The sequence below is a fragment of the Streptomyces sp. NPDC059582 genome, assembly GCF_042735715.1.
GTDB lineage: Bacteria > Actinomycetota > Actinomycetes > Streptomycetales > Streptomycetaceae > Streptomyces.
The window spans coordinates 289,952-311,170 of the sequence record NZ_JBHWCC010000004.1; the positions used below are offsets into that span (position 1 = coordinate 289,952).

A 21,219-nucleotide genomic window follows, 5' to 3' on the forward strand; every position below is an offset into this window, starting at 1 on the left:
CCCCCGTTGCGATGTCGGGCGCACGGTGGTGTGCCGTGCGCCCGTACAGGTAGGGACGCCGAGGTCGGAGGTGTGGTTGCCCGTCCGGGCCGGCCTGCTTGGTGTCCCCTTTACTTTCCGAGGACGGTATCAAGTGCCGTGCGCTGTACGGCGGCGAGTTCGACGCAGCCGGAAACGGCGAGGTCGAGGAGGGAGTTGAGTTCGTCGCGGGCGAAGGGCTCGGCCTCGGCGGTGCCCTGGACCTCGACGAAGCGGCCGTCGCCGGTGCAGACGACGTTCATGTCGGTCTCGGCGCGGACGTCTTCTTCGTAGCAGAGGTCCAGGAGGGGTACGCCGCCGACGATGCCGACGGAGACGGCGGAGACGGTGCCGGTGAGGGGCTGTCGTCCGGCCTTGACGAGTTTGCGGCCCTGGGCCCAGGTGATGGCGTCCGCGAGGGCGACGTAGGCGCCGGTGATGGCGGCGGTGCGGGTGCCGCCGTCGGCCTGGAGGACGTCGCAGTCGAGGACGATGGTGTTCTCGCCGAGTGCCTTGTAGTCGATGACCGCGCGCAGGGAGCGGCCGATGAGGCGGCTGATCTCGTGGGTGCGGCCGCCGATCTTGCCGCGGACGGATTCGCGGTCGCCGCGGGTGTTGGTGGCGCGGGGCAGCATGGAGTACTCCGCGGTGACCCAGCCCTCGCCGCTGCCCTTGCGCCAGCGGGGGACGCCTTCGGTGACGGAGGCGGTGCAGAAGACCTTCGTGTCGCCGAAGGAGACGAGGACGGAGCCCTCGGCGTGCTTGCTCCAGCCGCGTTCGATGGTGACGGGGCGGAGCTGTTCGGGGGTGCGGCCGTCGATTCGAGACATGGCGCTGAGCCTAGCCGTACATAAGGAGGGGGCCCGTCCCATGGTGGGAAGGGCCCCTGTCCGGGTGAGGGGGTGCCTCAGGTGGTGAGGGGGTGCCTCACATCATGTCTTCGATCTCCGCGGCGATCGGGTCGGCGTCGGTGCCGATGACGACCTGGATGGCGGTGCCCATCTTGACGACGCCGTGGGCGCCGGCGGCCTTGAGCGCGGCGTCGTCGACCAGGCCCGGGTCGGCGACCTCGGTACGGAGCCGGGTGATGCAGCCTTCGACCTCTTCGATGTTGTCGATGCCGCCGAGCCCGGCAACGATCTTCTCAGCCTTCGTGGCCATGTTCCTTCTCCCTGATCCGAACCGCTTTGTCGCAGTAACCCACAGTTGGCCCATCTTCGCGAGCGGTCGTGTCGTGGGTGCCGAAGGATGGCGGTCACGACAGCGGAACCGTGCGTCAACTGGTCTACACCACCTCGCGGACGGTCGCCAAACCCGGTCCCCGCGGGAGGAGCCCGATGAGCGCCGACGCCTTGGCCGGTCCCGCGCGCCGGCGCTGGAACACCCTGTTCCAGGGCCTGCAGAAGATGGGGCGCAGTCTTCAGCTCCCCATCGCCGTGCTGCCGGCCGCGGGCATCCTCAACCGGCTCGGGCAGCCGGACATGTTCGGGGCCGACGGGCTGGGCTGGACCGATGTCTCGCAGGTGATGAAGGGCGCGGGTGGCGCGCTGCTGGACGGTTCCCTGGGGTTGCCCCTGCTGTTCTGTGTGGGCGTGGCGATCGGGATGGCCAAGAAGTCCGACGGGTCCACCGCGCTGGCGGCGGTGGCGGGTTTCCTCGTCTACTTCAATGTGCTGCGTCAGTTCCCGGAGGACTGCGCGCCGGGGTCGCGGCCGGTCGCCACGGGCTGTCAGGTGACGGACGGGTCGGTGACGGCGTTCACGTACCAGAACCCGGGGGTGTTCGGCGGGATCGTGGTGGGGCTGCTGGCGGCCTTCTTCTGGGCGCGCTATCACCGTACGAGGCTGGTGGACTGGCTGGGTTTTTTCAACGGCCGCCGGCTGGTGCCGATCATCATGGCGTTCGCGGCGATCGTGTTCGCGGCTCTGTGTCTGTGGATCTGGCCGCCGATCGGTGGCGCGCTGGAGAGCTTCAGCGACTGGCTGAGTGACCTGGGTGCCTGGGGTGCGGGCATCTTCGGGGTCGCGAACCGGGCGTTGCTGGTGATCGGGCTGCACCAGTTCCTGAACGTGCCGCTCTGGTTCCAGTTCGGCACCTTCGTCGAGCCCGACGGCACGGTGGTGCACGGTGACATCAACATGTTCCTGGCGGGTGATCCGCACGCGGGGCAGTTCACCTCGGGCTTCTTCCCGATCATGATGTTCGCGCTGCCGGCGGCGGCGCTGGCGATCACGCACTGCGCGAAGCCGCACCGGCGCAAGGAGGTGGGGGGTCTGATGCTGTCGGTGGCGCTGACGTCGTTCGTCACCGGGATCACCGAGCCGCTGGAGTACTCGTTCCTGTTCGTCGCGCCGCTGCTGTACGTGTTCCACGCGCTGTTGACGGGGGTGTCGATGGCGGTGACGTGGGGGCTGGGGGTGCACGACGGGTTCGCGTTCTCGGCGGGGTTGATCGACTACGTCATCAACTGGCAGCTGGCGACGAAACCGTGGGCGATCATCCCGATCGGGCTGTGCTTCGCCGTCCTCTATTACGTGGTGTTCCGTTTCGCGATCATGCGGTTCGATCTGAAGACGCCGGGGCGGGAGCCGGAGGACGAGGTGGAGGACGTGACCAAGGTCTGACCGGAGGGGTCGGCGAAGGTCGACGAGGGTCGCCGGCGGGCGCCGCGGGGGTAGCGCGAGGGGCACTGCGCGTAGTGCTCCGGTTGCGAATTTGACGGGTTCCTTATACCGCCTTCATCGTGTACAACAGGTCTACACCACTGAGTGGTGTAGACCATGCCCCCCGATGGAGGAAGTCTATGAGCACCGCCACCGTACCGGCGGCCCCCGCAAAGAAGCGGGGATCCGGCCTGTTCCAGGGCCTGCAGAAGGTCGGCCGCAGCCTGCAGCTGCCGATCGCCGTGCTGCCGGCGGCGAGTCTTCTGCTGCGGCTGGGGCAGCCGGACGTCAAGGAGAAGCTGCACCTCCCCACGGACGTCGCGAAGGTCTTCGCCGGAGCCGGCGGTGCCCTCCTGGACAGCTCCTTCGGGTTGCCCCTGCTCTTCTGCATAGGCGTGGCCATCGGCTTCGCCAAGAAGGCCGACGGCTCGACGGCCCTGGCCGCCGTGGTCGGCTTCCTGACCTACTACGCGGTGATCCACCAGTTCCCGATCGAGGACGGCCACGACGGCGCCACGTACACGGCGACCGGCCTCTTCGGCGGTTTCTGGCAGAAGGGCAACGAGGCCGCCCAGACGGCGACCTTCCAGAACCCGGGCGTGCTCGGCGGCATCATTCTCGGCCTGCTGACAGCGGTGCTGTGGCAGCGCTACCACCGCAAGCAACTCGTCGACTGGCTCGGCTTCTTCAACGGCCGCCGGCTCGTGCCGATCATCACGGCCGTCGTCGGCACCGCCCTCGGTGTCCTGGTCGTCCTCGGATGGCAGCCCATCGGTGACGTCATCACCGACTTCGGCGAGTGGATGACCGGCCTGGGCTCCTTCGGCGCGGCCCTGTTCGGTCTGATCAACCGCGGCCTGATCCCGATCGGCATGCACCAGTTCGTGAACTCCGTCGCCTGGTTCCAGATCGGCGACTTCACCGACTCCGCGGGCACCGTCGTCCACGGCGACCTGCCGCGCTTCTTCGCGGGCGACCCGAACGCCGGTCTGTTCATGACCGGCTTCTTCCCGATCATGATGTTCGGTCTGCCGGCCGCCGCCCTGGCCATCGCGCACTCCGCCCGCCCCGAGCGCCGCAAGGCCGTGCTGGGCATGATGATGTCGCTGGCCCTGACCTCGTTCGTCACCGGTGTGACCGAGCCGATCGAGTTCTCGTTCATGTTCATCGCGCCGGTGCTGTACGCCATCCACGCGGTCCTGACCGCGGTGTCGATGGCCGTGACCTGGGCGTTGGGCATCCACATGGGCTTCGGCTTCTCGGCCGGCCTCACCGACGTCCTGATCAACTGGGGCATCTCCACCAAGCCCTGGTTGATGATCCCGGTCGGCCTGGTGTTCGCCGCGATCTACTACAGCGTCTTCCGCTTCGCGATCACCAAGTTCAACCTCCCCACCCCGGGCCGTGAGCCCGAGGAGGAGGTCGAGGACCTCACGAAGGCGTGAGTCCCCCTCCCAGGGCATGACGAAGGCCCCGCGACCGACTCGGTTGCGGGGCCTTCGTGTGTCCGCCGGTGTCGCCGGTGTCCGAGCTATATCTCGTACGACACCCTCGGCGCCGCCAGCTCCACCGGCCCGTCGTACACCGCCCGCGCGTCCGCCAGGTTGATGCTGGGGTCCGTCCACGGCGGGATGTGGGTCAGGACGAGGCGGCGGGCACCGGCCCGGGCCGCCGTCTCACCCGCCTCGCGGCCGTTGAGGTGGAGGTCGGGGATGTCCTCCTTGCCGTGCGTGAAGGCGGCCTCGCACAGGAACAGGTCGGTGTCCCGGGCGAGTTCCTCCAGCACCGCGGTGGCACCCGTGTCACCGGAGTACGTCAGCGAGCGGCCGCCGTGCTCGATCCGGATGGCGTACGCCTCCACGGGGTGGGCCACGCGTTCGGTGTGCACGGTGAAGGGGCCGACCTCGAAGGTGGACGGCTTGACGGTGTGGAAGTCGAAGACCTCGCTCATGGACGAGGCGGTGGGGGTGTCGGCGTAGGCCGTGGTGAGACGGTGTTCGGTGCCCTCGGGTCCGTAGACCGGGAGCGGGTCGCAGCGGCCACCGTCGTGGCGGTAGTAGCGCGCGACGAAGTAGGCGCACATGTCGATGCAGTGGTCGGCGTGCAGATGGCTCAGAAAGATCGCGTCGAGGTCGTAGAGACCGCAATGGCGCTGCAACTCGCCCAGGGCACCGTTGCCCATGTCGAGCAGCAGCCGGAAGCCGTCGGCCTCTACGAGGTAGCTCGAGCAGGCCGATTCCGCGGACGGGAACGACCCCGAGCAGCCGACGACGGTGAGCTTCATAAAGCAGAAACCTCCGCTGGCGGGGAACAGCTGGGAAACAGGGAGACGGGGGTCGTGCGATCCGTCGAGCGTAAGGCGCAAAACCCCCGGTCGCTCCTCCGCCAGGGGCCGTTGTGGGCGAACTCACCTGTGGTGTCACCGGTTCGGCTGGAAGTGCGGTGCAAGGGGCGCGGGATAGGGCGCGCGATGGTGAATGCACGCCGGTAACGTCGTCGTATGGACACGTCATGGTGGCTGGCACTGGCGGCGGTGGTGCTGCTCGCGCTGGTCGCCGTGCTCGTCGACGGCTGGGGCCGCAGCGGCCGGCCGCCCCGGCGCAGGAGCCGACCCCCGGGGCGGCCCGGGCGGCGCGGGGTCGCCGGGCGGCCGCGGCCGGCGGAGATCTGGTGGGCGAGCGTGCCGTACGAGGACGGGCCGGGGGGCAAGGACCGGCCGTGTCTGGTGCTGTCGGTGCGCGGGCGGCGGGCGACGGTCGCGAAGATCACGAGCAGGTACCACGACGAGCGGGCCGGGGTGATCCCGCTGCCGCCGGGTGCGGTCGGGGACGCGCAGGGGCGGGCGAGTTTCCTGGAGACGGACGAGCTGCGCCAGGTGCCGTTGGTCGACTTCCGGCGGCGGGTGGGTGTGGTGGACCCGGTCCTGTGGGACCAGGTCCGCCACCTCACGACGTAGGGCGTGCCCTTGGGCCGTCAGGGCCCGTAGACCGGTCCCGGCTCAGGCCCAGAGCTGGCCCTGGAGGGTCGCGATGGCCTCCTCGGTGGTGGCCGCGGTGTAGACGCCGGTGGAGAGGTACTTCCAGCCGCCGTCGGCCACCACGAACACGATGTCGGCGCTCTCGCCCGCCTTGACCGCCTTGGTGCCGACGCCGAGCGCGGCGTGCAGGGCGGCGCCGGTGGAGACGCCGGCGAAGATGCCCTCCTGCTGGAGCAGCTCGCGGGTGCGGGTCACCGCGTCCGCCGAGCCGACGGAGAAGCGGCTGGTCAGGACGGAGGCGTCGTAGAGCTCGGGGACGAAGCCCTCGTCGAGGTTGCGCAGGCCGTAGACCAGGTCGTCGTAGCGCGGTTCGGCGGCGACGATCCGTACGTCCGGCTTGTGCTCGCGGAGGTAGCGGCCGACTCCCATCAGCGTGCCCGTCGTGCCGAGGCCGGCCACGAAGTGGGTGACGGAGGGGAGGTCGGCGAGGATCTCCGGGCCGGTGGTGGCGTAGTGGGCGCCGGCGTTGTCGGGGTTGCCGTACTGGTAGAGCATCACCCAGTCCGGGTGTTCGGCGGCCAGTTCCTTGGCGACCCGTACGGCGGTGTTGGAGCCGCCCGCGGCCGGGGAGGGGATGATCTGCGCGCCCCACATGCCGAGCAGGTCCCGGCGTTCCTGCGAGGTGTTCTCGGGCATCACGCACACCATGCGGTAGCCCTTGAGCTTGGCCGCCATGGCGAGGGAGATGCCGGTGTTGCCGGAGGTGGGTTCGAGGATGGTGCAGCCCGGGGTGAGGCGGCCGTCCTTCTCCGCCTGCTCGATCATGTGCAGGGCCGGGCGGTCCTTGACGGAGCCGGTGGGGTTGCGGTCCTCCAGCTTGGCCCAGATGCGGACGTCGGGGGACGGCGACAGCCGCGGCAGGCGCACCAGAGGGGTGTTGCCCACCGCGGCCAGCGGGGAGTCGTAGCGCATGGGTGACCGGGAGCCGATCAGGCCATGCCGCCGGCGACGGCCGGCAGGATCGTCACGTTGTCGCCGTCGGACAGCTTGGTGTTGATGCCGTCGAGGAAGCGGACGTCCTCGTCGTTGAGGTAGACGTTGACGAAGCGGCGCAGTTCGCCGCCGTCGACGATGCGGGCCTGGATACCCGTGTGCCGGGTGTCGAGGTCGGCGAAGAGCTCGGCGAGGGTCTCCCCGTTGGCGTCGACCGCCTTCGCGCCGTCGGTGTAGGTGCGGAGGATGGTGGGGATGCGGACCTCGATGGCCATGGCTCAGGGCTCCTGTCGGGAGTGGTCAGGTCGGTGGGCGCGCGGCGGCGCGGGGCGTGCTCGGTGTCCGTACACGGGTCGGGCGCCGAGGGCTCACGGCCGTACGGCGGCAGGGGTCTGCGTCAACAGATGGCGCTGGCGAGCCTGCACAGGTCGACGTGCAGCCGCGCCACGAGCAGCGTGCCCGGCGTCCTGTCACTCACGTCGTGGGAAACCATGGGCTCATCGTATCGATTCCCGGTCCGGGTCCCGGAATGTGATCCCACATTCCGGACGAGTTCCGGCCGGGGAGTGAGACAGCGCGGTTCGGGGCGGCCCGCTCCCGGTGTTCCGGGCCCCGGTGTCAGTACGCCGTCACGACCTTGACCTCCTCCTCCGTGACCTCGCCCTCGACGATCCGGAAGGAGCGGAACTGGAAGTCGCCCGCGTCGTCGGTGTCCGCGGTCGAGACGAGGACGTAGTGCGCGCCGGGCTCGTTGGCGTAGGAGATGTCGGTGCGGGAGGGGTAGGCCTCGGTCGCGGTGTGGGAGTGGTAGATGATCACCGGCTCCTCGTCGCGGTCGTCCAGGTCGCGGTAGAGCCTGAGGAGGTCCTGCGAGTCGAACTCGTAGAACGTGGGCGAGCGGGCCGCGTTCAGCATGGGGACGAAGCGCTCGGGCCGGCCCTCCCCCACCGGACCGGCGACCACGCCGCACGCCTCGTCGGGGTGGTCCTGGCGGGCGTGTTCGACGATCCGGTCGTACAGGTCCTGGGTGATGGTCAGCATGCCGGTCAGGATAAACAGACGGGCCCTGCCGTACCGAGGGTCGGTACGGCAGGGCCCGTATGCCGGACGTCCTGAGCGGCTGCCGGAGGGGGTGCCACGAGCACTCCCTGCGGCCGGACGTCCTCGGGGGTGATCAGCCGGCGTTCTCCAGTGCCGGTTCGCCGCGCTCGGCGACCTGCGGGTTGCGGGTCTTGAGCACCGACCAGCCGATGGCCAGGGCGGCGGCCCAGCCGGCCATCACGTAGAGGCAGACCCGGGAGTCGGCGTCGTAGGCGATGAGGCCGGTGACGAAGAGGAGGAACGCGATGGCGATGTAGGAGCACACCGCGCCGCCCGGCGCCGGGAAGGAGGAGGCGGGCAGGCGGCCCGCCACGACCGCGCGGCGGTAGAGGACGTGGCTGATCAGGATCATCAGCCAGGTCCAGATGCCGGCCGCGGTGGCGACGGAGGTGACGTAGCCGAAGGCCTTCTCGGGGACGACGTAGTTCAGGACCACGCCGATGCCCATGAAGAGCATGGAGACGGTGATGCCGATCGCCGGGGTCTTCGTCGAGGAGAGCCGGTTGAAGACCCTCGGGGCCTCGCCGTTGTCCGCGAGGGTGCGCAGCATGCGGCCCGTGGAGTACATGCCGGAGTTGCAGGAGGACAGGGCGGCGGTCAGCACGACGAAGTTGACGATGCCCGCGCCCGCCGGGATGCCGATCTTCGCGAAGGCCTCGACGAAGGGGCTGACGCCGGGGGCGAACTCGGTCCACTTCACCACGCACAGGATGACGGTGAGGGCGCCGACGTAGAACAGCGCGATGCGCCAGGGCAGCGTGTTGATCGCCTTGGGGAGGGTCTTCTCCGGGTTCTCGGACTCGCCCGCCGTGACGCCGACGAGTTCGACGGCGAGGTAGGCGAACATGACGCCCTGGAGGGTCATCAGGGACGAGCCGATGCCCTTGGGGAAGAAGCCGTCGAACTGCCAGAGGTTCGCGACCGAGGCTGTGTCACCGGCGGAGCTGAAGCCGAAGGTGAGGACGCCCAGGCCGATCACGATCATGCCGATGAGCGCGGTGACCTTGACCATCGAGAACCAGAACTCGATCTCGCCGAAGAGCTTGACCGAGATCAGGTTGGCCACGAACAGGACGACCAGGAAGACCAGTGCTGTCACCCATTGGGGGACGGAGGGGAACCAGTAGTTGACGTAGATCGCGGCGGCGGTGAGTTCCGCCATGCCGGTGACGACCCACATCAGCCAGTACGTCCAGCCGGTGAAGTAGCCGAAGAACGGGCCGAGGAACTCGCGCGAGTACTCCGCGAACGAGCCCGAGACCGGGCGGTAGAGCAGCAGCTCGCCGAGCGCCCGCATGATGAAGAAGATGATCACGCCCGCGAGGGCGTACATGAGGATGAGGCTGGGGCCCGCCTTGGCGATGTTCGCCCCTGCGCCGAGGAAGAGGCCGACGCCGACGGCTCCGCCGATCGCGATCATCTGGACCTGGCGGCTGCCGAGCCCGCGCTCGTACCCCTCTTCGGGGGTGTTGTCCTTGTCGACCTGCACAGAGGTCATGTGTGGTGCGCCTTTCTCCATGCCGACCCGGGCCTCTCGTCGACCTCGGATCGGGTTGCGATCCCCCCGGATGTATGGAGCTGTGCCTGGCCGACGGTCGTCGGCTCGGTGGCGCACCCGGCGGAACATGGATGGTGTTCGCCGGGCGGTCGTGAAGATTTATCACGCCCGCAACGCCGATCACCTGAGCGGTTTGTGGCGCACCGCACAAGAAGAGGCGACCAAAGGGTGCACAAAGTGGACACAGTCGGCCGCCCCGGTAACGGGATCGTTATCCGGATTTGAGTGTCCTCTGAGCGAACACGTTGCCGGATATGTCAGGGCATAAGGGTGGAAACGAGAGTCTCCTGGAGCCCGCCCAGCCAGAGATAGGCCATCACCATCGGCTTGCGCGGATCCTCGTCCGGCAGGCGGTAGAGGACGTCGGTGTCGTCCTCGTCGCTGATCTCCAGCCGGGAGCCGATCGCGAGCCGCAGGTCGTTGAGGGAGTTCAGCCACTGGCGGGACTCCCCGGGCGACAACTCCAGCACCGCGCCGCTGTCACCGGCGCCGGGGGCCAGCGCGTCCAGGGTGCGGATCACCGCGAGGGCGTTGTCCCGCTTGCCGGCCCGCAGGTCGTTCTCGGTGAAGCGGCGGAACTCGGCGGAGTGGGCCCGCTGCTCCTCGGCCTCCTTCGGACCCGCGGGACCCTCCGGGTCGCCGTAGGCGTCCGGGAAGAGCCTTCTGAGGACCGGGTCGGCGGGCGGTTCGCTCGGGCCCTCGGCGAAGAGCTCGGCGAGCGGGTCGTCCGCGGCGCCTTCGGCGGGGCCGGGACCGATGAGCTCCAGGAGCTGCACGGTCAGCGACCGGATGATGGAGATCTCGACGTCGTCGAGGGCGACGGCCGCGCCGCCGCCGGGAAGCGGTTCGAAGTGTCCGGGCATGAAGGCGATTCGCTACTTCCGGTCCTGCTGGAGGGTGGCCCACAGACCGTAGCCGTGCATGGCCTGCACGTCGCGTTCCATCTCCTCGCGACTGCCGCTGGAGACGACCGCCCGGCCCTTGTGGTGGACATCGAGCATGAGCTTGGTGGCCTTGTCCTTGGAGTAGCCGAAGTACGACTGGAAGACGTACGTCACATAGCTCATGAGGTTGACCGGGTCGTTGTGGACGATCGTGACCCAGGGGACGTCGGGCTCGGGTACGGCGAAAACCTCCTCCGCCGACTCGGTGCGTTCGATCTCCAGGGGTGCGGGTGACGTCACAGAGCCCATGCTGCCACCCGAGGGGGGCAGCCGCACAAACGCCCTGCCCCGAGCGCCCCCGAACCTTAAATCGTCAGACTGACGAAATGGGAGTACGATCCGTCGTCATGCTGCACACCCGGGGGGACAGCCCTCCGGACCCCCGGCGGCGTCCGGGGGTGTCCGAAGAGTCACGGCGAGGAGAGCTTTGGTGGACGTAGCGGACTTTGGGCTGCCGGTGGACGTTCCCTCTACGGCCCTCTTCACCGACCAGTACGAGCTGACGATGCTCCAGGCGGCCCTGAAGGCCGGCACCGCCGAGCGGCGCAGCGTGTTCGAGGTCTTCACCCGGCGGCTGCCGGACGGCCGGCGCTACGGCGTCGTCGCGGGCACCGGGCGGGTCCTGGACGCGATCGAGAACTTCCGCTTCGACACGGACGTCCTGGGCTTCCTCCAGGAGCAGGCCATCGTCGACGAGGCGACCCTGGAGTGGCTCGCCGCCTACCGCTTCTCCGGTGACGTCTGGGGCTACCCCGAGGGCGAGGTGTACTTCCCGGGCTCCCCGATCATGCGGGTCGAGGGCTCCTTCGCCGAGTGCGTACTGCTGGAGACGGTGATCCTCTCCATCCTCAACCACGACTCGGCGATCGCGGCCGCGGCCTCCCGGATGTCCTCCGCCGCCGGGGACCGGCCGCTGATCGAGATGGGCGCCCGGCGCACCCATGAGCTGGCCGCCGTCGCCGCCTCGCGCGCCGCGTACCTCGGCGGCTTCGCCTCCACCTCCGACCTGGCCGCCGGCTTCCGCTACAACATCCCCACCGTCGGCACCTCCGCGCACGCCTTCACCCTGCTGCACGACCACGAGCGGGACGCGTTCCGGGCACAGGTGGCCTCGCTGGGCCGGAGCACGACCCTGCTGGTGGACACCTACGACGTCGCCGCGGCGGTCCGTACGGCCGTCGAGGTCGCCGGGCCCGAGCTGGGCGCCGTGCGCATCGACTCCGGCGACCTGCTGCTGGTCGCGCACCGGGTGCGCGACCAGCTGGACGAGCTGGGCGCGACCGGCACCAAGATCATCGTGACCTCCGACCTGGACGAGTACGCGATCGCCTCGCTGGCCGCGGCCCCCGTGGACGCGTACGGCGTCGGTACGCAGCTGGTGACCGGGTCCGGGCACCCGACCTGCTCGATGGTCTACAAGCTGGTGGCCCGCGCCGAGTCCGCCGACCCGAAGGCGCCGCTGCTGCCGGTGGCGAAGAAGTCCACCGGCGGCAAGACCTCCGTCGGCGGCCGCAAGTGGGCCGCGCGACGGCTGGACGAGCACGGGATCGCCGAGGCCGAGGTCGTCGGCACGGGCGCGGTGCCCGGCGAGCTGGCGGACCGGCAACTGCTGGTCGAGCTGGTCAAGAGCGGCGAGGTGGTCGCCCGCGAGCCCCTGGACGTCGCACGCGAGCGCCACGCCGCGGTCCGCTCCCGGCTGCCGCTGTCGGCCACCCAGCTCTCGCGCGGGGAACCCGTCCTTCCTACGGAGTACGTCCACGGGCGGTCGGGTAGCTAGAGCGAGTGCCCTCGCCGCCCTCGTCCCCGTCCGTGACCGCCCCCTCCCGCATCGCCCCCGAAGTCTCTAGGCTCGGAGTTTCACGGCCGGGCCCCGCACCCCTTCCCCACGAAGACCCCATAGCCGAAGGACACCGACCATGCGCCGCGCCTTGATCGTCGTAGACGTGCAGAACGACTTCTGCGAGGGAGGCAGCCTCGCGGTGGCCGGAGGTGCCGATGTCGCCGCCGCGATCACGGAGCTGATCGGGCAGGCGCCCGCCGGCTACCGGCACGTGGTGGCCACCCGCGACCTGCACATCGCACCCGGCGGCCACTTCGCCGACAACCCCGACTTCGTCCGCTCCTGGCCGGCGCACTGCGTGGCCGGCACGGAGGGGGTGGGTTTCCACCCGAACTTCGCGCCCGTGGTCGCCTCCGGGGCGATCGACGCCGTGTTCGACAAGGGGGCGTACGCGGCGGCGTACAGCGGTTTCGAGGGCGCCGACGAGAACGGCGTCTCCCTGGGCGACTGGCTCAGGGCTCGGCAGATCGACGAGGTGGACGTGGTGGGCATCGCCACGGACCACTGTGTGCGGGCCACCGCCCTGGACGCGGCACGGGAGGGCTTTCGCACCCAGGTGCTCCTCGACCTGACCGCGGGAGTGGCCGAGGACTCCACCGAGCGGGCACTGGAGGAGCTGCGGGCGGCGGGCGTGGAACTGACCGGGAAGCCGGTCGTCTAGGCCGGTCACGGGCGGGGCTCGGCCCCGGTCGTCGAGGCGGTCGTGGTCGGGGCCGGGGCGGTCGCGATCGGGATCGGGGCGGTCGCGATCGGGTCCGGCCCGCGAGGCCACTGCGAGGAGCTACCGCGGGGCCGCCGCGTGGGGCCTACGCGGGGGCTGCCGGGCGTCTCAGCAGGGCGCGGATGGGGTGCCACAGCTCCGTCACCACGGTGACCGCGCTGTCGGGCGAGGTGCGCCATATCAGGCCGTCGGGATGGTGCAGGACCGCAGTGATCTCGTCGGGGGTCGGCGGAGCCGCGTTGCCGCGCAGGTAGACGGCGCGCATGCCCAGGTTGCGGAGCCTGGTCAGGGCCCGCGCGCGGTTCTGGGCGTGGACCAGGACACGGACGCCCGTCGAGCCGTCGGCGGCGGGGCTGGGCAGATTCAGTGCCACCACCACCATGCCGTTCGGCAGTTTGCAGAAACCTCCTGCGGCCATGCGGTCACACCCCCGTGAGCGTCGGTGTCAATAAGAAATCCACAGGACGCACCTAAACACGACCGGCGGCAACCCGCCAAGGGGTTGCCGCCGATACGCTTCTGACCTGCGAAGACTCTGCTTACTTCGCGGAAGGTCCAACCTGGACCTTGATCGTCGAGCCGCTCAGCGGCTCCTGGACGATCAAGATCCGGGTGTTGGTGTCAGTGACCTTGACACCGGCGTACGGGTTCGACACGTCGTAGTACGTCGACCGGCGGTCGTCGAAGACCGGGACGCCGAGCTTCGACTTGATCTTGGTGGCGACGTCCGCCTGGTGCAGCGTGACAGCGTCGGTCGGGTACCAGCTGAACGGCGAGTCGTAGGCCTGGATGCGGTTGCGCATCAGCGTGCCGTCGGACCACTTCAGCGGCGTCGGGTGCGAGTCGATCGGCAGGATCAGGCCCGTGCCCGGGTGCGCGCTGGTGTTGTCGTCGGCCTGGGAGGTGTCCCACTTCCAGATCAGCAGACCGTTCTGGTACGCGTAGTGCTCCACCCAGTCCGGACGGGTCGTCGAGAAGCCGAAGTTGTACGGGCCGGTCTTCAACTGCTTGTCGTACGACACGTACTGGCGGTTCTCGGCGATGTAGTACTGCGCGTAGTCGTCCGTGATGGACGCGCCGATGCGGGAGAAGCCCGCAGCCGTCCAGGCCGCGTCCGCGGACTCGGCGTTGTCGGAGAACAGGGCGGCGCCGTCGGCGGTCACCGTGATCTCGTCGGCCGCGAAGCCCTTCTGCGCCACACCGCCGTCGGTCTGGTAGCGGAAGCGCAGGTCGACCTTCTTGCCCGCGTAGGCGTCGAGCGGGAACGTCAGCTTCTGGTAGGCGTCCACCGAGCCGGTGAGGGCGGGCTTGCCGCTGCCGTCACGCGGGACGGCGGTGCCGTCGGCCAGAGTGCCGTCGACCGGCGTCCAGTTGGCGCCACCGTCGGTGGAGACCTCGGTGTAGAGGTAGTCGAAGTCCTGCTCGATGTCCCACCAGCCGTCGAGGGTGAGGCTCGCGGCGGACTTGCCGGTCAGGTCGACCGAGCGGGTCAGGGTGTTGCGCAGGTCGTCACCGCTGCCGCTCCACCACTGCGTGGCACCCTGCGCCGGGGCGACGACGTCGGTGGTGACCGTCTTCTTCGGCAGCGTGACCACGAGGGCCTGCGGGTTCTTGGTGTTGTACTCCGCGACGCCCAGCGTGTGCGAGGACCGCTTGCCGGCCTTCGCCACGTCGTAGTCGAGCCAGCCGAGCTGGAGCTTGTCCCAGGCGTTCATGTCGCCGGGCAGGTCACCGATGGCGTCCTTGCCGGTGCCGAGCCAGGAACCGGACGACATCAGGGTCCAGAAACCGGTGGAGTTCTCGCCGCCCGCGGTGTCGTACTCGTCGGGCAGGCCGAGGTCGTGGCCGTACTCGTGGGCGTAGACGCCCAGGCCGCCGTTCTCCGGCTGGATGGTGTAGTCGCCGACCCAGACACCGGTGTCGCCGATCTGCGCGCCGCCGAGCTTGTTGCTGTCCGGACCGGTGGCACCCGCGTCGGTGCCGAAGGCGTACCAGCGGTGCGCCCAGATCGCGTCCTCGCCCTGGGCGCCGCCGCCCGCGGACTCGTCCTCACCGGCGTGCACGATCTGGAAGTGGTCGATGTAGCCGTCCGGCTCGTTGAAGTTGCCGTCGCCGTCGTAGTCGTAGCGGTCCCACTGGTCGAACTGGGCCAGCTCCGTCTTGATCTCGGCGGCCGTGTCACCGGCGGCCTCGCGCTCGGCGACCCAGGCGTTGACGCCGTCCTGCACCGCGTACCAGGCGCCGGTGGAGGCCTTGTTGGAGCCGTAGCGGGCCTCGTTGTAGGGCACCTTGACCCAGTCGGTGACCTCGCCGTCGACCGAGTAGCGGCCGGAGGACTGCTTCTCGTAGTACTTCTTCAGCGACTCGGTGTTCTTGCCGGCGCCGAAGTACAGGTCCTGGAAGTGCTTCTGGTTGTAGTCCGCCTGCCAGGCCGTGCTGTTGTCCTTGGCACGGTCCGGCGCGGCTATCTTGTTGTGCAGCGGGCCGGGCGTGCCGCCGTAGCGGCTGTCGACCTGGTCGCCGAACTCGACGAGGATCGTGAAGATCTTGTCGGTCTTCTCACGGCCGAGCTCGACGTACTTGCTGTCGCCCTTGCGGCCCTTCAGCTGGACGACCTTCGAGCCGTCCCGGTCCTTCACCGAGGCCTCGCCGGATATGACCTGCTGGAGAGCCTCCTCGCGCTGTGCCTCCTGGGTCCTGCTCAGGGGGCCGTCGAGGTCGTGCTCCTTGCTCTTCACCGGCTGCGGGTCGTGCCGGTCCACCGCGGGGGTGTTCTCCGCGGCCTGCGCCACCGCGAAGGTCGAGAACGTCGCCGAGGCCGCCGCGAGGGCGACGACCGTGGCGGCCGCTCTGAACGTCCATGGTCTGCTGCTCACTTGATGTCCTCCCCTGACGCAAACCGGGCGCGCGGAGGGGGGTCCTGTTCATGGAAGGTCCGCGCGGGGTTATACGCGTGTAGTCAAGTGACGACATTTGACTACTGGTTTAGAAGAAAAGACAGACCTTGACTTGAGCAGGACAACTGCATTATGTGAAGCAGGCGTTCGCATTGCGGACACGAGGTCGTAACGCAACAGGCGCGTACGAATGTCCACTTGTTGGACGTCATGACTCCGTGCGCCCCCCGTGCACCGGCACTGTTCGTCAGGTCACGCTTACCGTTCGTTCCGCTCGGGCATGCAGCCGATTAGAGTCGACCGGCGGAAGACCCGGAAGCCGGCGGAAAGCCAGGCCGATACCCCCTCTCACCCCCCTTTCTCATCCGAGGACACGATTGCCATGCCTCGTCCGACTGCCGCACAGCTCGCCTACGGTTCATCCACCGTGATCTTCTCGACGCTCGCCATGCTGCTGCTGTCACAGACGAGTTCGGGTGTGGGGATCGCGGTCATCGCCCTCGCGGCACTCGCGCTGGGACTCCTGGTGGCGATGACGGTCCCGCTGCCGAAGCCGCGCGCCGCCGCGGCGGCCGAGGGGCCCGAGGCCGTCGAGGCACCCGAGACCGTCCGGGTGCCCGAGGACGTCGAGGTGCGGGTGCCGACGGCTCCCTGACGGGGTTCGACACCGCGACAGCGCCCCACCGCGGCGCCGCTCCACCGCGGCGCCGCTCCACCGCGGCGCCCCGGCGCCCCGGCACACAGTCGGCGGGCCCGTGCTCACACGGACCCGCCGTTTCTGCCGTCTACGGGACGGGATGCGCTGCCGGTCGCGTCAACGGGTGCTGACCACCACCGTCTTGGCCGCCTTGTCGTGCAGACCCTGCTTGTAGGGCTTGTCGAAGTAGCTCCAGCCGCCCGCGATGATCGTCCAGATGCAGGCGCAGCAGAAGGCGAACGGGATCCACAGCACCGCCGCGCGCACCAGCGAGGTCTGGGTGGAGGGCGTCGCGCCGTTGTCGAGATTGGCCACCCGCATGCCGAGCCACTTCATGCCGAGGGTCTGTCCCGACCTGGCGATCAGGAAGGTGTCGTAGGCGATGTAGAGCACGGCGGCGATGAGGGACTGCACGAAGGACTTGCCGTAGGAGATCTTGTCGGCGTTCACGTCGTACTCGTGGACCCCGAGGGGCCAGGTGACCAGCCAGACGACGATGCCCACGAGGATGAGGTCGATGATCCGGGCGAGGGTGCGCTTGCCGCTCTCCGCGAGCGGGGGCATGCCGGCGAGCGGATCGGCCGGGTACTGGCCGCCGCCGTAGGGACCTCCGCCGCCCTGGGGGCCGCCCGCGCCGTAGGGGCCTGCCCCGCCGTACGGGTCGCCGCCGTAGGGCGGCGGCTGGCTGCCGTACGGGGAGCCGCTGCCGTACGGCGGCTGACCGCCGCCCGGAGGCGGGGGTTCCTGGCCGCCCTGGGGGGTGTCGTACGGCGAGCCCGCGCCCTGCCCGGGCGGGGGCTGCTTCCTGAACGGATCGTCGTCCGGTGGCTGCTGACCGGAGCCCGGGGGCGGTTCGCTGCTCATGGCCCGAGTCGACCGCGAACCCAACGGCTCCGCATCCGGCGAGCGGCCGTCCGGAGTACCGATTTCGGCGGCTCGCCCCCGTATACGGTCAGTCCGCCACGAACGTGTGCGCGGCCTTGTCGTGCCAGCACTGGTGCCACGGCCGGTCGAACAGGCACCACAGGACACCCACGACACCGATGCCCAGCAGCCCCGGAACGCTGTAGACGAACCAGCGGCGCAGGGCCGCGCCGAAGGTCGGGGGCTCGTGGCCCTCGATGTCCCGCACCTCCAGACCGAACAGTTTCTTGCCCAGCGTGCGGCCCCACCTGGCGGTGGGCAGCGCCTCGTAGAGGATGCCGAAGCCGAGCAGCACGGCGAGGACGATGCCGAGGTAGACCGCCGTCGTGCCGTCGAGCAGCCAGACCGTGACGGTCCGGCCGGACAGCTTGGCCGTGTCGATCTTCTCGTTGACGTGGTCGAGCGCCTTCGTGCCGAGCGGGACGGCGGCCGCGGAGGTGACGGCCGCGAGGACCAGCGTGTCGACGAGCCGGGCGGCGAGGCGCTTGCCGACCCCCGCGGGGCGGGCGGCCGCCCGGCGCCGGGCGGCCGCCTGGAACACGTCCTCGACCGGCGGCTTCCAGGGCGCCACGGGCCGGCCCTCGTCCGCGCCCGCCAGCCGGTGCACCTGCTGTGCCCAGGACGGCTGACCGCCGCCCGGCCCGCTGGTCACCGGCATCATCGGCGCGGCGCCCGGGACGGCGGGCGGAACGGCCTGCTGGGGGACGCCGGGAGCGGCGGCCTCCGCCTGCGACGGTGCCTGCGCTTGTACCGGTGCCGCCGCACGGGCCGCGGCGGCCTTCCCGGCACCGAAACCGGGGCCTCCGGTACCGGCGCCGGAGGCGGGCGTCGCGACGGGGCCCCGTGGACCGTGGCCGTCGGCCCCGAACCCCTCGGCGGGCGCGGCGCCCGGGGTCCGCGGACCGGCCGCCGGCATCCCGGCGGCACCCGCCTGGCCCCCAGCTCCCACCGGCCCCTGCGGCCCGAACCCGGCGGCCCCGGGGCCGCCGGCCGGGCCCGGTACGCCGCTCGCGTGCGCGGACGTGCCCCCGGGCAGCGCTCCGCGCGCCCCGTCCTGCCGCGCCGTGCGCGGGGGGACGGCGCGGAAGGTCATGGTGCCCTCGTCCCCGGCGGGACCGCCGGGGCGGGGGTCGCCGGGAGTGGCCTGATCAGCGGGGGCGCCGGACCCCTCGGCCGCGCCGGACCCGGCCGTCGGCCGACGGAACACGAACGCCTCGTCGGCGGGGACGTCGCCGGAGTCCGCGGGCGTCCCGGGCGCGCCCGGTTCGGGCCGGTCCGCGGCGACCCGGGGGTCGGCACCCTGCGGCGCGCCCCAGGAGACCCGGCGGTCCTGGTCGCCGCCGAAGCCGGACTGCCGGGAGCGGTCGGCGCCCCAGGCGGACGCGGGCTCGGGACGGCTGCCGTGCTGGGCCTCGGCCGGGGTGACCGGCCGCTGCTGCCCGGGGTCCTCGTCGAAGAAGTGCGGGCCGGTCTCCTCGACCGGCGCAGGCACGGACGCCGGCGCTCCGACGGGCGGCGGCGTGAGCGGCGCTCCGCCGGACGGGGCCGGACGGCTGGTGCCCGGTACCCAGGAGGCACCGTTCCAGTACCGGACATATCCAGGAATGGACGGGTCCGGGTAATACCCCTCGCGGGGCCTGTCGTCACCGGGTGCCGGGGTTGGGGCGCTCATGTCCGTCGTCCCGTATCTGCTCGGGGGTCAAATGGGGGCCTCCACATCTATCAGACGAGCGCAACGCACACCGCCAGTCCCGCCGGACCCGCCCCTTTCCGGGCAACCTCGTGCACGTACTTCACACGCTCGGAAGGAAGGCCGGAGAAAAGTTCCGCGAACCCGCGTAATGCTTCCGGCTCTCCTCTCTCTCACCCGTACGGGCCCACACCAGGGACCCCGCGGGAGACCCGCACGAGAGAGGACCCCAGCCATGCAACACACCGTGGTGGAGCGCGAACTGGAGCTCCGGCTCATCCTGTCGCCGGAGCGCAGCATCCCCGTCCCGGCCCGCCTGTGCTATCACAGCGACGATCCGTACGCCGTCCATGTCGCCTTCCACATCAACTCCGAGCACCCCGTGCAGTGGACGTTCGCCCGTGAGCTGCTGGTGGAGGGCGTGTTCCGGGCCTGCGGGCACGGGGACGTGCGGGTGTGGCCGACGAAGGTGGCCGGCCGCAGCGTGGTGCTGATGGCGCTCACCTCACCCGGCGGGGACGCCCTGTTGGAGGCCCCGGCCGCGCAGGTGTCGGCCTGGCTGGAGCGCACGCTGCGGCTGGTCCCGCCGGGGTCCGAGGGCGAGCGTCTCGGCCTGGACGACGGTCTGGCCGATCTGCTCGCGGCGACGCCCGCGGACGACCTGTGGCTGTGGGATCCGTGGCCGTCGGACGAGTCCCAGGACTCCAAGGGCGGTGAGTGAACCGTCGGGAGGGATCAGAACAGCTTGCCCGGGTTCAGCAGGCCCAGCGGGTCGAAGACCTGTTTGACCGCCCGCTGCATCTCGAGGCCCACCGGTCCCAGCTCGCGCGCCAGCCACTCCTTCTTCAGCACGCCCACGCCGTGCTCGCCGGTGATCGTGCCACCCAGCTCCAGGCCGAGCGCCATGATCTCGTCGAAGGACTCACGGGCGCGCCGGGACTCGTCGGGGTCCTGCGCGTCGAAGCAGACCGTCGGGTGCGTGTTGCCGTCGCCCGCGTGGGCGCAGACCCCGATGGTCAGCCGGAACTTCTGGGCGATCCGCTCGACCCCCGCGAGCATCTCGCCGAGCTTCGAGCGGGGCACGCACACGTCGTCGATCATCGTCGTGCCCTTGACCGCCTCCAGCGCGGTCAGCGACAACCGGCGTGCCTGGAGCAGGAGTTCGGACTCGGCGGCGTCGTCGGCCGGGACGACCTGGGAGGCGCCGGCCGCCTCGCACAGGGCGCCGACGGCGGCCAGGTCGGCGGCCGGGTCGGGGGTGTCGAAGGCGGCGAGCAGCAGGGCCTCCGTGGTCTCGGGGAGCCCCATGTGGGCGAGGGCGTTGACGGCCTTCACCGTCGTACGGTCCATGAGTTCGAGGAGCGACGGCACGTGTCCGCCCGCCATGATCCGGCACACCGCGTCGCAGGCGGCGGCCGCGGACGCGAACTCGGCGGCCAGCACCAGTTGCCGCGGCGGCTGCGGCCGCAGGGCCAGGACGGCGCGTACGACGACGCCGAGCGAGCCCTCGGAGCCGACGAACAGCCGGGTCAGGTCGTATCCGGCGACGCCCTTCGCGGTGCGGCGGCCGGTGGACATCAGTCGGCCGTCGGCCAGCACGACGTCCAGACCGAGGACGTACTCGGCGGTCACCCCGTACTTCACGCAGCACAGGCCGCCGGAGGCGGTGCCGATGTTGCCGCCGATCGTGCAGGTCTCCCAGCTGGAGGGGTCGGGAGGGTAGTACAGGCCGTGTTCGCCGACCGCCCGGGAGAGCGTGGCGTTGACGACGCCGGGTTCGACCACGGCGATGCGGTCGACCGGGCTGATCTCCAGGATCCGGTCCATCCTCGTCAGGGACAGCGCGATACAGCCGGCCGAGGTGTTGGCGCCGCCGGACAGACCGGTGCGGGCGCCCTGCGGGACGACCGGGACGCGCAGTTCGGTGGCGGTGCGCATGACGTGCTGGACCTGTTCGACCGTACGCGGGAGCACGACCACGGCCGGGGCGCCGGCCGGGCAGAAGCTGGCCATGTCGTTGGCGTACGAGGCCGTGACGTCGGGGTCGGTGAGGACCGCCTCGGCGGGCAGCCCGTCCCGGAGACGGTCGACGAGGGTGCCGGTCACTTCGTCACGAGGCGCTTCGATACGGCTCATGATCACAGGTTCGCACCCGGGGCCATCGGTGTGAACCCCGTCGGCGGCACCCTTCGGCTG

General features: G+C 70.3%; 22 protein-coding genes. 7 read left to right on the forward strand and 15 right to left on the reverse strand.

What is annotated here, in order from left to right; all coding sequences use genetic code 11:
• Window positions 1-110: 110 nt before the first annotated feature.
• The gene (gene rph / locus ACFV0T_RS06335; protein WP_385775021.1) at window positions 111-848 is read right to left on the reverse strand and encodes a ribonuclease PH; all 738 of its coding nucleotides are present in this window, start codon (window positions 846-848) and stop codon (window positions 111-113) included.
• A gap of 97 nt (window positions 849-945) precedes the next feature.
• On the reverse strand, window positions 946-1,179 hold the full coding sequence (locus ACFV0T_RS06340) for a glucose PTS transporter subunit EIIB (RefSeq protein WP_385775023.1): 234 nt from the start codon (window positions 1,177-1,179) through the stop codon (window positions 946-948).
• A gap of 176 nt (window positions 1,180-1,355) precedes the next feature.
• Here ACFV0T_RS06340 and ACFV0T_RS06345 point away from each other — a divergent pair, with 176 nt between their 5' ends.
• Both ACFV0T_RS06345 and ACFV0T_RS06350 read left to right on the forward strand, forming a co-directional pair.
• Window positions 1,356-2,642, forward strand: coding sequence for a PTS transporter subunit EIIC (locus ACFV0T_RS06345; RefSeq protein ID WP_385775025.1), 1,287 nt, complete (start codon window positions 1,356-1,358; stop codon window positions 2,640-2,642).
• A 179-nt stretch (window positions 2,643-2,821) separates the two neighbouring features.
• Complete coding sequence (locus tag ACFV0T_RS06350) at window positions 2,822-4,126, forward strand: PTS transporter subunit EIIC (RefSeq protein WP_385775027.1); 1,305 nt, start codon at window positions 2,822-2,824, stop codon at window positions 4,124-4,126.
• Window positions 4,127-4,212: 86 nt separating this feature from the next.
• On the opposite strand, the gene ACFV0T_RS06355 is transcribed toward ACFV0T_RS06350, so the two are convergent.
• Window positions 4,213-4,965 carry an MBL fold metallo-hydrolase gene (locus ACFV0T_RS06355; RefSeq protein WP_385775029.1) on the reverse strand — a complete coding sequence of 251 codons (753 nt, stop codon included), beginning with the start codon at window positions 4,963-4,965 and terminating at the stop codon, window positions 4,213-4,215.
• Window positions 4,966-5,181: 216 nt separating this feature from the next.
• Between ACFV0T_RS06355 and ACFV0T_RS06360 the strand changes: the two genes are divergently transcribed.
• Window positions 5,182-5,637 (forward strand): type II toxin-antitoxin system PemK/MazF family toxin, encoded by a 456-nt coding sequence (locus ACFV0T_RS06360; RefSeq protein WP_385775031.1) that lies wholly within the window; start codon window positions 5,182-5,184, stop codon window positions 5,635-5,637.
• Window positions 5,638-5,679: 42 nt separating this feature from the next.
• Here ACFV0T_RS06360 and ACFV0T_RS06365 read toward each other — a convergent pair whose 3' ends face one another.
• The 7 genes from ACFV0T_RS06365 to clpS all read right to left on the reverse strand — a co-directional run bounded on the left by ACFV0T_RS06365 (window position 5,680) and on the right by clpS (window position 10,503).
• Window positions 5,680-6,630, reverse strand: a complete 951-nt coding sequence (locus ACFV0T_RS06365; RefSeq protein WP_385775033.1) for a PLP-dependent cysteine synthase family protein — start codon at window positions 6,628-6,630, stop codon at window positions 5,680-5,682.
• 17 nt (window positions 6,631-6,647) lie between these two features.
• Window positions 6,648-6,926 (reverse strand): MoaD/ThiS family protein, encoded by a 279-nt coding sequence (locus ACFV0T_RS06370; RefSeq protein WP_385775035.1) that lies wholly within the window; start codon window positions 6,924-6,926, stop codon window positions 6,648-6,650.
• A gap of 122 nt (window positions 6,927-7,048) precedes the next feature.
• Window positions 7,049-7,144, reverse strand: a complete 96-nt coding sequence (locus ACFV0T_RS06375) for a putative leader peptide (RefSeq protein ID WP_385775038.1) — start codon at window positions 7,142-7,144, stop codon at window positions 7,049-7,051.
• Between the two features lie 125 nt (window positions 7,145-7,269).
• Entirely contained in the window at window positions 7,270-7,692 is a 423-nt protein-coding gene (locus ACFV0T_RS06380) for a Mov34/MPN/PAD-1 family protein (RefSeq protein ID WP_385775040.1), read from the reverse strand.
• 133 nt (window positions 7,693-7,825) lie between these two features.
• Window positions 7,826-9,250: an amino acid permease gene (locus ACFV0T_RS06385; protein ID WP_385775042.1), complete on the reverse strand. Its 1,425-nt coding sequence runs from the start codon at window positions 9,248-9,250 to the stop codon at window positions 7,826-7,828.
• 317 nt (window positions 9,251-9,567) lie between these two features.
• Complete coding sequence (locus tag ACFV0T_RS06390; protein WP_385775044.1) at window positions 9,568-10,173, reverse strand: DUF2017 domain-containing protein; 606 nt, start codon at window positions 10,171-10,173, stop codon at window positions 9,568-9,570.
• A 12-nt stretch (window positions 10,174-10,185) separates the two neighbouring features.
• A complete protein-coding gene (gene clpS, locus ACFV0T_RS06395) occupies window positions 10,186-10,503 on the reverse strand; it encodes an ATP-dependent Clp protease adapter ClpS (protein ID WP_031102986.1) in 318 nt (105 codons plus the stop codon).
• Window positions 10,504-10,684: 181 nt separating this feature from the next.
• On the opposite strand from clpS, the gene ACFV0T_RS06400 reads away from it, so the two are divergent.
• Window positions 10,685-12,031 carry a nicotinate phosphoribosyltransferase gene (locus ACFV0T_RS06400; protein ID WP_385775046.1) on the forward strand — a complete coding sequence of 449 codons (1,347 nt, stop codon included), beginning with the start codon at window positions 10,685-10,687 and terminating at the stop codon, window positions 12,029-12,031.
• A 139-nt stretch (window positions 12,032-12,170) separates the two neighbouring features.
• Window positions 12,171-12,755 (forward strand): isochorismatase family protein, encoded by a 585-nt coding sequence (locus ACFV0T_RS06405; protein WP_385775048.1) that lies wholly within the window; start codon window positions 12,171-12,173, stop codon window positions 12,753-12,755.
• Between the two features lie 145 nt (window positions 12,756-12,900).
• Here the strand turns inward: ACFV0T_RS06405 and ACFV0T_RS06410 are convergent, their stop codons facing one another.
• Window positions 12,901-13,233, reverse strand: coding sequence for a hypothetical protein (locus ACFV0T_RS06410; protein ID WP_385775050.1), 333 nt, complete (start codon window positions 13,231-13,233; stop codon window positions 12,901-12,903).
• A 121-nt stretch (window positions 13,234-13,354) separates the two neighbouring features.
• A complete protein-coding gene (locus ACFV0T_RS06415) occupies window positions 13,355-15,691 on the reverse strand; it encodes an immune inhibitor A domain-containing protein (protein WP_385775052.1) in 2,337 nt (778 codons plus the stop codon).
• Between the two features lie 403 nt (window positions 15,692-16,094).
• Between ACFV0T_RS06415 and ACFV0T_RS06420 the strand changes: the two genes are divergently transcribed.
• On the forward strand, window positions 16,095-16,367 hold the full coding sequence (locus ACFV0T_RS06420; protein WP_385775054.1) for a hypothetical protein: 273 nt from the start codon (window positions 16,095-16,097) through the stop codon (window positions 16,365-16,367).
• Window positions 16,368-16,526: 159 nt separating this feature from the next.
• Here the strand turns inward: ACFV0T_RS06420 and ACFV0T_RS06425 are convergent, their stop codons facing one another.
• The gene (locus ACFV0T_RS06425; protein ID WP_385775056.1) at window positions 16,527-17,273 is read right to left on the reverse strand and encodes an RDD family protein; all 747 of its coding nucleotides are present in this window, start codon (window positions 17,271-17,273) and stop codon (window positions 16,527-16,529) included.
• Between the two features lie 88 nt (window positions 17,274-17,361).
• Window positions 17,362-19,005 carry an RDD family protein gene (locus tag ACFV0T_RS06430; RefSeq protein WP_385775058.1) on the reverse strand — a complete coding sequence of 548 codons (1,644 nt, stop codon included), beginning with the start codon at window positions 19,003-19,005 and terminating at the stop codon, window positions 17,362-17,364.
• 253 nt (window positions 19,006-19,258) lie between these two features.
• Here ACFV0T_RS06430 and ACFV0T_RS06435 point away from each other — a divergent pair, with 253 nt between their 5' ends.
• Window positions 19,259-19,744 (forward strand): SsgA family sporulation/cell division regulator, encoded by a 486-nt coding sequence (locus ACFV0T_RS06435; protein WP_385775060.1) that lies wholly within the window; start codon window positions 19,259-19,261, stop codon window positions 19,742-19,744.
• Between the two features lie 14 nt (window positions 19,745-19,758).
• On the opposite strand, the gene ACFV0T_RS06440 is transcribed toward ACFV0T_RS06435, so the two are convergent.
• On the reverse strand, window positions 19,759-21,165 hold the full coding sequence (locus tag ACFV0T_RS06440; RefSeq protein WP_385775062.1) for an FAD-binding oxidoreductase: 1,407 nt from the start codon (window positions 21,163-21,165) through the stop codon (window positions 19,759-19,761).
• Window positions 21,166-21,219 lie beyond the last annotated feature (54 nt).